The 14,831-nt window shown below is 31.0% G+C and carries 10 protein-coding genes and 1 riboswitch; of the genes, 4 read left to right on the top strand and 6 right to left on the bottom strand.

Going from position 1 to position 14,831, the window contains the following annotated elements; all coding sequences use genetic code 11:
* The first annotated feature begins 11 nt into the window (after window positions 1-11).
* Window positions 12-281 (top strand): hypothetical protein, encoded by a 270-nt coding sequence (locus WHD07_RS17410; RefSeq protein ID WP_105048029.1) that lies wholly within the window; start codon window positions 12-14, stop codon window positions 279-281.
* On the opposite strand, the gene WHD07_RS17405 is transcribed toward WHD07_RS17410, so the two are convergent.
* From WHD07_RS17405 to cysS, 4 genes are all read right to left on the bottom strand, one after another.
* Complete coding sequence (locus WHD07_RS17405; RefSeq protein ID WP_105048028.1) at window positions 278-589, bottom strand: DUF6787 family protein; 312 nt, start codon at window positions 587-589, stop codon at window positions 278-280. The genes WHD07_RS17410 and WHD07_RS17405 overlap by 4 nt on opposite strands.
* 5 nt (window positions 590-594) lie before the next feature.
* Entirely contained in the window at window positions 595-1,455 is an 861-nt protein-coding gene (lgt, locus tag WHD07_RS17400; RefSeq protein WP_343329407.1) for a prolipoprotein diacylglyceryl transferase, read from the bottom strand.
* 84 nt (window positions 1,456-1,539) lie between these two features.
* A complete protein-coding gene (yidD, locus tag WHD07_RS17395; protein WP_105048026.1) occupies window positions 1,540-1,773 on the bottom strand; it encodes a membrane protein insertion efficiency factor YidD in 234 nt (77 codons plus the stop codon).
* Window positions 1,774-1,890: 117 nt separating this feature from the next.
* Entirely contained in the window at window positions 1,891-3,369 is a 1,479-nt protein-coding gene (gene cysS, locus WHD07_RS17390) for a cysteine--tRNA ligase (protein ID WP_343329406.1), read from the bottom strand.
* 199 nt (window positions 3,370-3,568) lie between these two features.
* Here cysS and WHD07_RS17385 point away from each other — a divergent pair, with 199 nt between their 5' ends.
* From WHD07_RS17385 to nrdD, 3 genes are all read left to right on the top strand, one after another.
* Window positions 3,569-3,895: a DMT family transporter gene (locus tag WHD07_RS17385; RefSeq protein ID WP_105048024.1), complete on the top strand. Its 327-nt coding sequence runs from the start codon at window positions 3,569-3,571 to the stop codon at window positions 3,893-3,895.
* Window positions 3,896-4,011: 116 nt separating this feature from the next.
* Window positions 4,012-4,211: riboswitch (cobalamin riboswitch) on the top strand.
* Window positions 4,212-4,330: 119 nt separating this feature from the next.
* Window positions 4,331-4,783, top strand: a complete 453-nt coding sequence (gene nrdG, locus WHD07_RS17380) for an anaerobic ribonucleoside-triphosphate reductase activating protein (RefSeq protein ID WP_343329405.1) — start codon at window positions 4,331-4,333, stop codon at window positions 4,781-4,783.
* A gap of 3 nt (window positions 4,784-4,786) precedes the next feature.
* Window positions 4,787-6,577, top strand: a complete 1,791-nt coding sequence (gene nrdD / locus WHD07_RS17375) for an anaerobic ribonucleoside-triphosphate reductase (RefSeq protein ID WP_343329404.1) — start codon at window positions 4,787-4,789, stop codon at window positions 6,575-6,577.
* An 86-nt stretch (window positions 6,578-6,663) separates the two neighbouring features.
* Here nrdD and recG read toward each other — a convergent pair whose 3' ends face one another.
* Both recG and WHD07_RS17365 read right to left on the bottom strand, forming a co-directional pair.
* Window positions 6,664-8,760, bottom strand: coding sequence for an ATP-dependent DNA helicase RecG (gene recG / locus WHD07_RS17370; RefSeq protein WP_343329403.1), 2,097 nt, complete (start codon window positions 8,758-8,760; stop codon window positions 6,664-6,666).
* A gap of 220 nt (window positions 8,761-8,980) precedes the next feature.
* On the bottom strand, window positions 8,981-13,957 hold the full coding sequence (locus WHD07_RS17365; protein WP_343329402.1) for a T9SS type A sorting domain-containing protein: 4,977 nt from the start codon (window positions 13,955-13,957) through the stop codon (window positions 8,981-8,983).
* Between the last annotated feature and the right edge of the window lie 874 nt (window positions 13,958-14,831).

Here is a 14,831-nt window from a genome sequence, read left to right as displayed (position 1 = left end):
TAAAAATAAACATGAATAAGAAATATAAAAAATTAATTTTAAGTATTGTATTAGATATTATTGGTATTATTCCTATACCCTTTTTAGACGTAATTTGGGCACCGCTATCTGGATACTTAATGACCAAAATGTATAAAGGCAAACAAGGTAAAGTAGCCGCAATAATTAGTTTTATAGAAGAAGCAGTTCCTTTTTTAGATGTTGTACCAACTTTTACAATAATGTGGATATACTCTTATGTATTTAACAAAGAAAAGGTAGAAAAAATTATAGAATTCTAATTCTCTTTTTTAAATAAAAAGCCCAAGCCCAATCTACCTAAAAACTTTTTCTCAAAAGCCCAAAAGAATTTAAATTGCCCAAATACCCAACCAACTAAAGGAAGTGTAGCTTGATAAATAGGGAAAATCAACATAATTCTTAAAGGCCAAAATACCCAAGGATTTGTTGTTTCTTGCGAAAGCCCTATAAAACTGGTTAAAGGTTTTGCAACCCAAGTAGCAAAAGACCCATTTATAGAAAAAACTAGAATTATAGCTATAATAGACCAATTATTCTTTACTCCCCAACGTTGCCTTAATTTTTCCATAAAGTTTATTGTTTTGCCGTTTGTTTGGATTTCTTAAACATTAACCATAAACCTATTAAAACTAGAGGTATACTTAAAACTTGCCCTGTATTTAATGAATTAAACACCCAATCTTCACGTCCGTCTACTTGAGCTTCTTTTAAAAACTCTATAAAGAATCTTAAAGACCAAAGTACTACCATAAAAAGACCAAAAAGGTAACCTGTTTGTTGTTTCTTATCTGTTTTCCAATACAAATGCCACATCACAAAAAACAAAGCTAAATAACTAAACGCTTCATATAATTGTGTAGGGTGTCTTGGTACTGTTTCTCCTGCTGCTTTAAAAATAACACCAAAACTAGAACCTGTTTCTTTTCCATAAATTTCTGAATTGAAAAAATTTCCAAAACGAATAAAGAAACCTGCCAAAGCAACCATAATTGCCAATCTATCTAAAATAAACAACCACGGTTTTTGTAAGTGTTTTTTTGCGTAAAAATATAAAGCGATAGGAATTCCTATTGCTGCACCATGACTAGCAAAACCAGTAAATCCTGTAAATTTCCATCCTTTTATAATACCAAATAAAGAATCGTTTGCACTTTCTTTAATTGGTAAAAATATTTCTAATAAATGATTTTGATAATAAGACCAACTGTAAAAAAATACATCTCCCAAACGCATACCAACAAGCATAGATACAAAGACATACATAAATAATACGTCTAGTTTTTCTTCTGGAATTTTATCTTCTACATAGATTTTTTTCATCAGTCTTAAACCTAATAAAAATGCTGCTACAAACATTAAACTGTACCAACGAACGGTAAAAAAACCTAAATCTATTCCTATTGAAGGATTCCATGTAATTGCTAAAAAGCTCATATTTTAATTTCTATGTCTGGTCGAGCGCAGTCGAGACCTAATTATTAACTATAAACCTCTCGACTGCGCTCGAGGTGACAATTATTATTCTTTCTTTTCTGGAACAGGATCATACCCACTTCCTCCCCAAGGATGACAACTAAATATTCTCTTTAAGGCTAACCATCCACCAGAAAATAGACCATGTTTTTGTAACGCCTCAATTGTGTAATGTGAACACGTAGGACTGTATCTACAAGTAGCTGGTGTAAATGGTGAAATTGCGGCTTGATAAAAACGAACCAACAATATAAATGGAAAAGACAATATTTTTTTCAATGATTAAAATTTATGAATTAAATGAATAAATCTAGATTAAGAGATTTCTCAATCGTTTCTCTTTCGAAATGACAATTACACTCAAAAACTTGAAATTCATAATTCGTAATTACCTTTTTAATTTATTATAAAAGAAGTACCTTCTTTACCATCTTTTAGTTGAATTCCTAATGCAATTAGTTCATCTCTAATTTGGTCTGACAAAGCCCAATCTTTATTTTCTCTTGCTTCTTTTCTTAATTTAATTAACAATTCTACAACGCCATTTATTTTTTCTGAATTGTCTTGAGAATTTTCATTCATCAACCCTAAAACATCAAAAACAAATGCGTTAAACGTTGTTTTAAATTCAGCTAAATCAACTGCCGTTAAACTTGCTTTATGTTCTTTAATTTGATTAACAACCTTTACCGCTTCAAATAATTGCGGAATTAACATTGGTGTGTTAAAATCGTCGTTCATTGCTGCATAACAATCTTTTTTCCATTTTTGCACATCAAAAGTAGATGTTTTACCTGATTCAATCTTATCTAAGAAATTAACAGCTTCCATCAATTTAGAATGTCCTTTTTCTGATGCTTCTAATGCATCTCCAGAAAAATCTAAAATACTTCTATAATTGGCCTGCATATTAAAAAAACGAACCACACTTGCAGAAAATGCTTTTGGCAAAATAGTGTTTTCTCCTGTTAAAATTTCATTAGGTAAAATAAAATTCCCTGTAGATTTTGCCATTCTCTGCCCATTTAAAGAAAGCATATTTGTATGCATCCAATAATTTACAGGCGTTACGCCACTACAAGTTTTAGATTGTGCAATTTCGCATTCGTGATGCGGAAATTTTAAATCCATTCCACCACCATGAATATCAAAACTTTCGCCTAAATATTTTGTACTCATTACAGAACACTCTAAGTGCCACCCCGGAAAACCATCGCTCCAAGGAGAAGGCCAACGCATAATATGTTTCTCATCGGCTTTTTTCCAAAGTGCAAAATCTTGCGGATTTTTCTTGTCAGACTGCCCATCTAAAGTTCTTGTATTATGTAGTAAATCTTCTACTTTTCTACCAGAGAGAATTCCGTAGTTTTCTTTTTTATTGTATTCATGCACATCAAAATATACAGAACCATTTACCTCATACGCAAAACCTTTTTCTATGATTTCTTTAATCATTTCTATTTGCTCTACAATATGACCTGTTGCAGTTGGCTCTATACTTGGTGGTAAAAAGTTATAGTTTTTTAAAACATCATGAAAGTCTACCGTGTAACGTTGTACAACTTCCATGGGTTCAATTTGTTCTAAACGTGCTTTTCTTGCAATTTTGTCTTCTCCTTCATCTGCATCATTTTCTAAATGGCCAGCATCGGTAATATTACGTACATAACGCACCTTATAGCCTAAATGTAGTAAATATCTATACACAACATCAAAAAACATAAAGGTTCTAACATTACCTAAATGTGCGTTGCTATAAACCGTTGGACCACAAACGTACATACCTACATATCCGTCTGTTATGGTTTTAAAATCCTCTTTAGATTTGGTTAAAGAGTTGTATACTTTAAGCTGATTTTCTTTGTATAATTCCATTAAATAAGTGACTAATTACAGCCGATAAAGATAGACACTTTAAAAAGAATACCGAAATGGAATTTGTTAGAAGTTTGCTAAGATTTAAAGTCGCTGAAAAAAAATATAATTGTTATTCTTTTATTTATACAAATTACTTCTTAAAATTATAATTAAATTTACATTTCAATTTTTAAAATTGATAAAACCCCATCTTAAAATGAATTGGATACTATTAATTATAGCGGGACTTTTTGAAGTTGCTTTTGCTGCTTGCTTAGGTAAAGCTAAAGAAAGCACAGGTACCGAAACTACCTATTGGTACATTGGTTTTATAGTATGTTTATCTGCAAGTATGTTGCTCCTTTTAAAAGCAACACAAGAATTACCTATAGGAACTGCTTATGCTGTTTGGACGGGAATAGGTGCCGTTGGAACCGTTTTATTAGGTATTTTTATATTTAAAGAGCCCGCTACGTTTTGGCGTCTTTTTTTTATTTCTACTTTAATAATTTCTATAATTGGTTTAAAAGTAGTGTCTCATTAAAAACAAATTTCTTTGTTTTCTATACTCTTACAATCCTAAAACTTATTACCTATAAATATGTTTATAAGTAGCTAATAAGTTCTTCTAAATATTAGACACAAAAGGTAAATGATTTTTAAATTTGAATAGAATTTGGTTTTAATAACAATATCAATTGTTAAAATTAAAAGGGAAATAGGTGTAAAACCTATACTGTTCCCGCAGCTGTAAGCTCTATTAAAAGTTTTACATTCTTTGTCACTGTTTATCTATTTATAAACGGGAAGACGTAAAAACCAGAGTAAGTCAGAAGACCTGCCAACTTCTAATTAGTCAAACTTTCGGGATAAAAGTTATGGCACGATGTATCTACTTATACCATTGGGTTATCGTACCTTTTTTGACACATTTTAAACCATCAATAAGTAAGCCTTATTGGTTATATTATTAATGAAAATGAATTATTCTAGCATTCAGGTTGTACTACAAGAAGTGCCTGGTGAAATCAGTATTTGTTTTAGCATTTGTGGATGTAAAATTCGCTGCAAAGGTTGTCATTCTCCTATTTTATGGAAAGAAGAAAACGGACAACAACTTTCTATAAAATTATACAAACAAACATTACTAAAATATAAAGGATTTGCAAGTTGTGTTTTATTTATGGGTGGAGAATGGCATCAAAAAGAACTCATAGATTATTTAAAATACGCCCAAAAAGAAGGATACAAAACATGCCTTTATACAGGTAAGGAACATATTGATAAAAATTTACTACAACACCTAACTTGGATTAAAACCGGCAAATGGATTGCCAAAAAAGGAGGCTTAGATAAACCTGATACCAATCAGCAATTTATAGAAGTACAAACAAATAAAAATTTAAATCATTTATTCTTAAAAAACTATTAAGCTATGATTCGATTAACGGAAAAACAGGTAAACCAAAAAATTAATTTTATTCAGAATTACATTAATGCAAGCAATGCTGCTGATGGCTCTAAAATAGACGCCAACGCCAATGTTTCTTCTAAAAACATAGCTACTATGGAAGCTGAACTAAATAAGGATATTAACGTTCAGGTAAATAGGCAATTGGTAAAAAATAAAATTGAACAACTATTTGATAAAAATTTGGCCAATGAATATGTAAGGCAAATAGAAGCTCATGAAATTTATGTACATGATGAAACCTCTTTAAAACCTTATTGCACTTCTATTAGTATGTATCCATTTTTATTTGACGGACTTACCAAGCTTGGAGGTGAAAGTAAAGCACCACAACATTTAGAGAGTTATTGTGGCGAATTTGTAAACCTTGTCTTTGCCATTAGCTCTCAATTTGCAGGTGCTTTGGCAACTGTAGAATTTTTATTGTATTTTGATTATTTTGCTAGAAAAGATTTTGGAAACGATTACCTAAATTCTAACACCAAAACAGTTTCTAATCATTTACAACATGCGGTTTATGCAATTAATCAGCCTGCTGCTGCAAGAGGTTATCAATCTGTTTTTTGGAATATCTCTTTATACGATGAAAAATATTTTGACAGCTTATTTGGTGAGTTTGTTTTTCCTGACATGACAAAACCGCAATGGGAAAGTCTTAAAAAATTACAACTATTTTTTATGAAATGGTTTAATAAAGAAAGAGAAAAAGCTGTATTAACCTTTCCTGTGGTTACCGCTGCAATGCTTGTAAAAAAAGGCAAACCTGTAGATACTGAATTTGCCAATATGTGCGCCACTGAGTTAAGTGAAGGAAATTCATTTTTTATCTATCAATCTGAAAGCGCAGATAGTTTGGCTTCTTGTTGCCGATTAAGAAATGAAATTAGCGACAATACTTTTAGCTATTCTTTGGGTGCAGGTGGCGTTTCTACAGGCTCTATAAACGTTATTACACTAAACATGAATCGCTTAATACAGCAAGGAAAAGATCTTAAAACAGAAATAAATAAAATTCAAAAATACCAAATAGCCTACAGAAAGTTAATTGAAGAATATAAAAATGCCGGAATGCTGCCTGTTTATGATGCTGGTTTTATATCTCTAGACAAACAGTTTTTAACCATTGGCATAAATGGTATGGTAGAAGCTGCAGAAAGCCAAGGTATAAAAGCCGAAAATAGCACTGTTTATAAAGATTTTGTAGCAAAACAGCTCAAAATAATTTATGATGCCAATAAAGAAGCCAAAAAAGAATATGGCTATTTATTTAATACGGAATTTGTACCTGCAGAAAATTTAGGTGTAAAAAATGCAAAATGGGACAAAGAAGATGGTTTATTTGTACCTAGAGATTGCTACAATTCTTATTTCTACCCTGTAGAAAATAATTCGATAAATTCTTTAGATAAAATAATTTTACATGGCACAGATATTATAAAATACCTAGATGGTGGCTCTGCTCTTCATTTAAATTTAGAAGAGGCTCCTAATAAAAATGGCTTTTTAAAATTAATTGAGGCCACAGCATTAGCCGGTGGTAATTATTTTTGCTTTAATGTAAAAATAACTATTTGTAATAAATGTGGTCATATTGATAAAAAAACACTTGTAAAATGTAGCTCTTGCAGCTCTAAAGATATAGATTATGGTACGCGAGTAATTGGGTACTTAAAACGTGTTTCTAGTTTTAGTTCTGAAAGACAAAATGAACACGATTTAAGGTTTTATCATTTACAAAACGCTAAAGCGTCATAATGCCCCTAGATAAGGAATGAGTTTCATTTATTTTGATGAAACTTGTTCCTTTAATTTTTAAAACTGTAAAGCTCCATTTAATAGGGCTAACTAATGTTACTCCAAATTTTAGACGTTTTAGACAGTGCTAAATAGGTAGTTTTAATATTTTTGTTTTCTGGTTTCGACAAATTAGAATCTTCTTGTAAAACATCAATAGCCGTATTTCTGGCTGCAACCAAAATTTTGGAGTCTTTTACAACATCTGCAATTCTTAAATTTAAAACACCACTTTGTTGCGTCCCCATTAAATTACCTGGGCCGCGTAATTTTAAATCAACCTCAGCTATTTTAAAACCATCTGTAGTATCTACCATTGTTTTTAAACGTGTTTTTCCTTCTTCGGAAAGTTTGTAACTAGAAAGTAAAATACAATAACTTTGGTCTGCTCCTCTCCCAACTCTTCCTCTTAATTGATGCAATTGCGAAAGCCCAAATCGTTCTGAACTTTCAATAATCATAACACTAGCGTTTGGCACATTTACCCCAACTTCAATAACAGTTGTTGCCACCATAATTTGTGTTTCTCCTTTCACAAAACGTTGCATTTCGTGTTCTTTATCTGCCGGTTTCATTTTTCCATGAACAATACTTATTTGGTATTTGGGCGTTGGAAAATCTCTAGAAATACTCTCATAACCATCCATTAAATCTTTATAATCCATGGCTTCAGATTCTTGAATTAAAGGATATACAACGTAAACTTGTCTTCCTTTTTCTATTTCATCTCTCATAAACTTAAAAACAGACAATCTATTACTATCAAATCGATGTACGGTTTTTACCTCTTTTCTTCCCGGAGGTAATTCATCTATAACAGAAATATCTAAATCGCCATAAACAGACATAGCCAAGGTTCTTGGTATTGGTGTTGCTGTCATTACTAAAATGTGCGGAGGCAAAGAATTTTTAGACCATAATTTAGCTCTTTGCGCAACACCAAATCGATGTTGTTCATCAATAATTGCAATACCAAGGTTTTTAAACTTTACTTTATCCTCTATCAACGCATGTGTACCTATTAAAATATGTAAGGTTCCGTCTTCTAAATTTGCATGAATTTCTCTTCGCTTTTTGGTTCTAACAGATCCCGTTAATAAATCAACATTAATATCCATATCTTTTAACATTTCTGAAATTGCATGATAATGCTGTGTGGCTAAAATTTCTGTTGGTGCCATAATAGTAGCCTGAAAACCGTTATCTATTGCCAAAAGCATGGTTAACAAGGCTACAATTGTTTTTCCTGAGCCTACATCTCCTTGTAAAAGACGATTCATGTGTGCACCAGAAGCTACATCTTTTCTTATTTCTTTTAATACTCTTTTTTGAGCATTTGTTAAATCGAAAGGTAAATAATCTTTATAAAAAGTATTAAAATAATCGCTTACATTCTCAAAAACAAATCCTTTTATTTTTGTTTTGTTGATGAGTTTCTTGCGTAATAATTGTAATTGAATAAAAAATAACTCTTCAAACTTTAAACGGTTTTGTGCTTTTGCTAAATTTTCTTGACTTTTAGGAAAATGCGCATTTAATAATGCGTCTCGTTTTCCCATCAATTTAAAACTATCAATTATTTCTTGCGATAGGGTTTCTGTTATGGTTTCAAAAAACTGTTGTAACAAATACTGTACATAGGTTCTCATTAATTTATTAGAAACACCAGAATTTGTTAGCTTTTCTGTAGAAGGATAAACGGGTTGCATTTTAGTTTGCAACTTTTTCTTATATTCTGTAACCAGCTCCATTTCTGGATGCGGAATGCTAAAATTGCCATTGTAGTGGTTTGTTTTACCATACACCACATAAGGTTGGTTAATTTTAAGCGCATCTTTTATCCATTTTTGTCCTTTAAACCAAACCAACTCCATGGTTCCTGTAGCATCTTGAAAAGTAGCAACTAATCTACTTCCTCTTTTTTGAGCAACTGATTTTACATGAGTAATTCTGCCTACAATTTGTACTTCAGAAGAATTAGGCTGTAAATCTTTTATGGCATAAAAGGTAGTTTTATCAATATATCTAAAAGGAAAAAAATTGAGTAAATCATTACATGTTTTTATACCCAATTCGGTATACAAAAGCGCTGCTCTTTGTACACTAATTCCTTTAATATATGTTATTGGATAACTTAAATTCAATTGATAAAAATATAAAAAACGAAAATACAGAAATCTGCAGGAATAAAAGAAAAAATAACACTTTTTGAAGGTTCTTGTATTTCACAATAAAAGGAATCCTTGATATTCTTACAAAAAAAATAGCCCCATTGATTTTTATGAAAAAAACCAATAGAACTATTTTAAACAAATAATTAATCCCAACGTTTGTGAATTACAAAACGTCATTTCGCCCCACGCGCTACTCTAATATAACTTTTTTAGAAATTTTTCCTTTTTCTGTTTCAATATTGATAATGTAAATAGCATCAGATAGTTTGTTTGTTTTTAACCTCTGTTGTGTAGCTATTTGATCTAGGTTATTCCATTTACCAACTTCTTGTCCTAAAAGATTGTATAATTTTACATTTTTAAGTTGTAAATTATTTTCATTATTAATTACAATTTCTTGTGTATTATTATCTAAATAAACCGCAATATTCTTATTTAACACAGTAGTATTATCTGATACACTTAACGTATTACTCTCTTTAAACGTTAAGAAAAATCTATCTGTATAACTACCACCTGCAAGTTTTAAAGAAAAACTACCGTTGTTAATTAAATACGCTTGGTTTGTTAATTTATCTTTTATATACACGTTTCTATCAATAGCATCCCATTCATCAATACCTATAACGACAGTACCTTTGTGAGCCAATGAGATATATAAAGGAACTTCTAAATCATCTGATATACTTTGTACACCAGTAATTGCATATTTACCTTCACTATTAGGAAATTTCCAATAAAAATCAGTTTCTCCTACATCAAACATTGCAGAATCATATCCATTATCATATCCAAAAGAATTTTCACTTTTAAAAGAAACACCAATTTGTCTATGCAACCCTAAACCTTCTTCATTTGTGTAATCCATTCCTAATTTAATAACAGGAAGTTTACTTGTACTAGTTCTACTTTTTCCTGCTGATTTTTTATCACTTTTAAAGAAAATAGATTCTGGTCCTTCTACTTTATATTCTCTTTGACTATTATTAAACACTATTGGACCACCATCAGAATCTCCCTGAATAAAAAATCCCTGTGCCATAGCAATATATGCTTTAGGTACATTATAAATACCCGTACCAACAGCAGGTACTCCTTCTGTTACAACACGACCTTTTAATACGAATGAATCTAAATATAAGTTATGTGCTCCTGAATTATCTGTGTATATAACCTCTATAACATCATTCACTTTTATGTCATTTATAAAGCAAACATGTGTATACTGACCACTCGAAATATTTAATGGAACTGATTGTAAATTACCATTAACCTTAACTCCTATAGACCCAGTACTTATAGTTTTATAGTTGATAAATAATGAATCTGCTGCTATTGTACTTGTAAACGAAACACTTTCATTTAAAGCTCCAAGTACCACACCAGAAACGCCATCAGAATAATCTTGTGCACCATTATTTTTTGTTGCAGTTTCCGCTTCTATTAAACTAGTTGCTTTTTCTGCACCATTATTAGACATTACTTGATTTGCAGACAACCCCATTGAAATATTTCTAATAGCATAACCTCCAACATAACCAGCATAATAATGTCCACCTATACCTTCGCTACTCTTTTCCCCTGCATGCTCCCAGAAATATAAACTACCTGTTATAGAATTTACATTGTCTTCTATAAATTTCTTAGCACTAATTGCTCCTGAGAAAGGATTACCAACTAAATAAGACTGATCACCACCAATAGCCGTATTTAAATCTCCATCATTTGGAGTACCTACAAATGTATAATTCTGCTTTGGGTCGGCAGGTCCTTTAAAAATAAAACCATCAGTTAAACCAATTGTTTCATTTTCATATTTATGCTCCCAATTAGATTTACCTCCTGCAGAACTACCATAAGTATAAATCCAATAATCAGCAATAGATATTGGCGCTGTATTACTACCATTATATCCTGTTACAAAATTTATATCTTTAGCAAAATCTAAAGCACCTTGACCAATCGTACCTGTTGCTTGTAAGCGATTCGTACCATCTTTTAAAACACTTGAAACTGAATAAGTACTTTCTCCAATGGTCTTTACTGGAGACCCCATATAACTATATCTGAACGTATTTGGTGCTTTAGACTCTTGATCTACTAATAACTTACCTGTTCCTGTAACTTGTTGTATCCCTTTATGCGTTTGCACCAATTGCGCTTTATTTGTTTCATCTGTACTTACCAATCTAATTTCTCCATTTAAAACAATATTATTTGTTACTACTAATAAATGATCTGTAATACTGAAGATAGCACCTGTATTAACCTCAAATGTACGTGCACTTAATTTTTCTAAATGATTGTAGTCTTCAGAAATTTTTACTTCTCTAGATCTATCTGGATACCCATTAGACCAAACTGAACCTACTCTATTTGTAAAACCAAAGTTGTGTAATCCTGGTTTTATATTTGCATCATCGTTTGCAGTTGCTATTTCTGATAATAAAGGATCATGAGGGTGACGCTCTGTAGTGTCATCAAATTCTAAATCATTGTATGTTATAATATTATCGTTGATAAAGGCAACCCATTCTGCTGAATCAAAGGTTGTATTTGGTTCTAAAATCATATCACTACGAACATAACTGGTAGTATCTGCAATGTTTTCTATAACATCTATTCTAGAATTCCAAGCACTACTGCCTGATGCTTTTATTAATGCTAAAATATCATTTGCTCCCTCAAAATCTGTTGTAGCTGCACTTATTACTTCTGATGTACCTGTTAATTTATTAGTTACTGTTCCTGAAGAAATAATAAATGATTCTCCTGGGTTTATTTCTGCTGTATTTGTTGCTGTTGCTGTTGGCACAACTCCATCTTGATCTCCGGATTTGTTTTGAAATAAAGCAACATGCGCGGTATTTGCTCCAACAATTTTATCAGAAGAAATATTGGTTATTTCTATCCAACGTTCTGTAGGTGTTTGGTATACCTGAGTTATCATTGCTGTACCACAAGCGTTTTTAGCACCGTCTAAGGCATAAGCACTATAATTGGAAGCATAAGTTGTATTGGCTGTAACTGTATCATCTGTTTCAATGCTTGCTACTAAACCATTATCTCCAACGTCTTGTCCAGAAGTTGCTATATCAAAAATAGCTCCAGACATATTTGTTGTAGTATTTACAGAATCATCTGTTCCGTTTCCGTTAGTTACAATTGCACTTATCAATATACCTGGCACTCCTGCTTCTGCTGCATCAGGACAACCATCTCCATCAGAATCTAAATCTAAATGATTTGGTATACCATCATTATCTGTATCCAACTCAAGGCAGTTATTAGGATCTGTACAATCTTTTTCATCAGTATCTAAAATACCATCATTATCATCATCTAAATCTACACTATCTATAATACCGTCTACATCTGAATCTAAACAAGCATCAAATGCTGTAGTACCTGTAACGCCTCTTGTATCTACAAAGGCTCCGTAAACTCTAAACTCACTACTACCAAGAACACCACTTAAATCTACTCCTACAAATTTTGTGGCAGTAATTTTAATTCCATGGTAAGGTAATGTTGTTTTAAAACCAACATTAACACTACCTGTCCCTGAAGTTCCCAATACGGTACCCCCTAATAAACCCAACCCGATTAAATCGCTTCCCGATTTACTTTCAGACGCAGAACCATCACTTTTTAAAGTTGTTATTGTAATAGCATCATATAAAATATCTAAACTCAATAAAGAATCATCAAAATTCACATTAAAACCGGCATAAGAACCTGCAGGAAATGTATTTGTAGCATCTCTAACAGCTAAACTAACAGAACCTGCAACACTCACTGCTGCATTCATTTTCACATAATCTGTATTACTACTTGTTAATACATTATTAGCATCTTCTACATTACAATCTATACAAGCTACACCAGAAGTTCCTGTTTGCGCAAAATCTACATAGGTAGAAAAGTCTGGAGAACTTAAGTTGTGAGTTGTATTACACTCTAACGTTGTTTCACACATTTTTTGAATAAAACTATTGTAGATTTTAATAGTTCCTACATTTGCATTAAGCGTTGAACTAAATTTAATTCTAACTTCATCAAATTCTTGAGTAGCTAAAAACCCTATTGTTTGTTTACTTGAAGCTGTTAACAAAGGGACCCCTAAAAGCATAGATGAACCTGATGCTGTTTCTACTAGCCCTGTACCTTTTTTATAAGTAGAAATTGAAATATTATTTAATAAATTTACATCTGCTATACTTGCTACCTCAATATCGAAACCTACAAAGTTAGCTCCTGTATAATTATCTAAAACATCATAGACTCCTATTTCTAAATCATCAAGAAGATTTACACTTAACCCTAGTTCAGCATAATCTGTAGTGCTTGCACTTATAATATTTTCTAAATTAGTTACTCCATTTCCAACTCCTAAAAGTCCTGAAGTATTTGGTGTATAAACCTCTACTGGATAAGCTGTATTTGTCCAAGCGACTTGTGTATTACAATTTGAAGTATCCGTATTATTTTCATAAACCTTTACAAAGGCATTATAAACTATTAAGCTAGTTGTTAAACTACCAATAAGACCAGTATCATAAGTAATTCTTATTTTATTAAAGGGTTTTGTGGTTACAAAACCAACATTATAAGGATTACTACTTGTAAGATCTAACAACATTAAAGAGGTATCATTACTTACTACATGGGTTTCCTGCAAAGTAATACCGTTATAGGTTGTTATCGTTACTCCATTTAAAAAACTTAATAAATTTGATATGGAAGACAGCAAAGAATTTGATCTTATTTTTGCCCCTGCATAACTACCCGCAGGCATTGTTAAGAGAGAAGTAATTGTTAGATCAGAATCACTGTTTGTAGATGTATAGTCAGAAGTGCTAGAAGTTATTGCATTTTCTTTATTATTAAATTCATCAACATAACTCAAAGATAATGTTGACCACCTCTGACTACTACTAACCGTAACTCCACTAAAATTAGTACCATCATTTACCAAAGGTACAATTTGATTTTTAGGAAGCACGCTAATATCATTAGGCGCAAAAATTGTTGTTGTTGTTGTTGCTGTTGCTGTCTTAGCTGGATTTGTAAGACCTTTTACCTCTTTTTTATCTATAGCATAAATATTTATAATATTTAATACTAATAAAAGGGTTAACCATTTTAAAGTAGTCGTTCTTTTCATTTTTACGGGGGATTAAAAATTGTTTAAACTTTTGTTTTAATAAAATACACTTTTAGATTATAAATTATAATATAAAAGAATAGCACCATCATTTATTAGATGTACAAATTGATTTTTTACGAAGCGTGCTAATAATAATATTAGTCGCGAAAATTTTTTTATTTTTTTATTGCCTTAGCTAGATTTGCAAGACCTTTTACCTCTTTTTTGTTTATGATATAAATATTTATCATATTTAATACTAATACAATTGGGTAAGCATTTTAATGTAGTCGTTCTTTTCATTTTTACGGGGGATTAAAAATTGTTTAAACTTTTGTTTTAATAAAATACGCTTTCATCCTACAATTTATAAATAAACTATAATCTAAAAGAGATGAACTTCACTATGTTGTTTGTATGAATTTTATTAAAATGACATAGCAACCATTTTAATAAAATTAGTGTTTGTTTTCTTTCAAAACACTTAAATAAGTCAATAAAGCCTTAAACTTGAAGTAAATATAATAAATATTATTTAATAACAAAACTATTTTCTTATTAAATTCATAATAATTCTAAAAAAACACGTAACATAACACTTAGTTAACCAAAAATTCAGAAACCACTGCTTTTAAGCTCATTAGAAACTCCATTGTTTATTTTGTTAGGTTTTCATTTAAGAAATTAGAATTTAATAAAACAACAACATTTACCCCCTACCCAACTTAAACTTTAGTCTCACAAATTTACTTATTAAAAAAGAGTACTTAAAAGTTACTCCCACTAATAAACAAGCCTAATTTTTATCATTATTATTACAATATCACTTTATTAAAAATAAAAGACTCTAACCTTAATTTATAAAAAAAACTATTTTAACTCCAAAAGCAAT

The organism is Polaribacter staleyi, assembly GCF_038024045.1.
Classification (GTDB): domain Bacteria; phylum Bacteroidota; class Bacteroidia; order Flavobacteriales; family Flavobacteriaceae; genus Polaribacter; species Polaribacter butkevichii.
Note: the sequence above shows the minus strand (reverse complement) of the source record. Positions and strands in the feature narration are given on the sequence as shown.

Bases quoted from the DNA above. Each gene is read 5' to 3' on its own strand.
- WHD07_RS17410 (WP_105048029.1), top strand. From the start codon at position 12: ATGAATAAGAAATATAAAAAATTAATTTTAAGTATTGTATTAGATATT.
- WHD07_RS17405 (WP_105048028.1), bottom strand. From the start codon at position 589: ATGGAAAAATTAAGGCAACGTTGGGGAGTAAAGAATAATTGGTCTATT.
- lgt (WP_343329407.1), bottom strand. From the start codon at position 1,455: ATGAGCTTTTTAGCAATTACATGGAATCCTTCAATAGGAATAGATTTA.
- cysS (WP_343329406.1), bottom strand. From the start codon at position 3,369: ATGGAATTATACAAAGAAAATCAGCTTAAAGTATACAACTCTTTAACC.
- WHD07_RS17385 (WP_105048024.1), top strand. From the start codon at position 3,569: ATGAATTGGATACTATTAATTATAGCGGGACTTTTTGAAGTTGCTTTT.
- nrdG (WP_343329405.1), top strand. From the start codon at position 4,331: ATGAATTATTCTAGCATTCAGGTTGTACTACAAGAAGTGCCTGGTGAA.
- nrdD (WP_343329404.1), top strand. From the start codon at position 4,787: ATGATTCGATTAACGGAAAAACAGGTAAACCAAAAAATTAATTTTATT.
- WHD07_RS17365 (WP_343329402.1), bottom strand. From the start codon at position 13,957: ATGAAAAGAACGACTACTTTAAAATGGTTAACCCTTTTATTAGTATTA.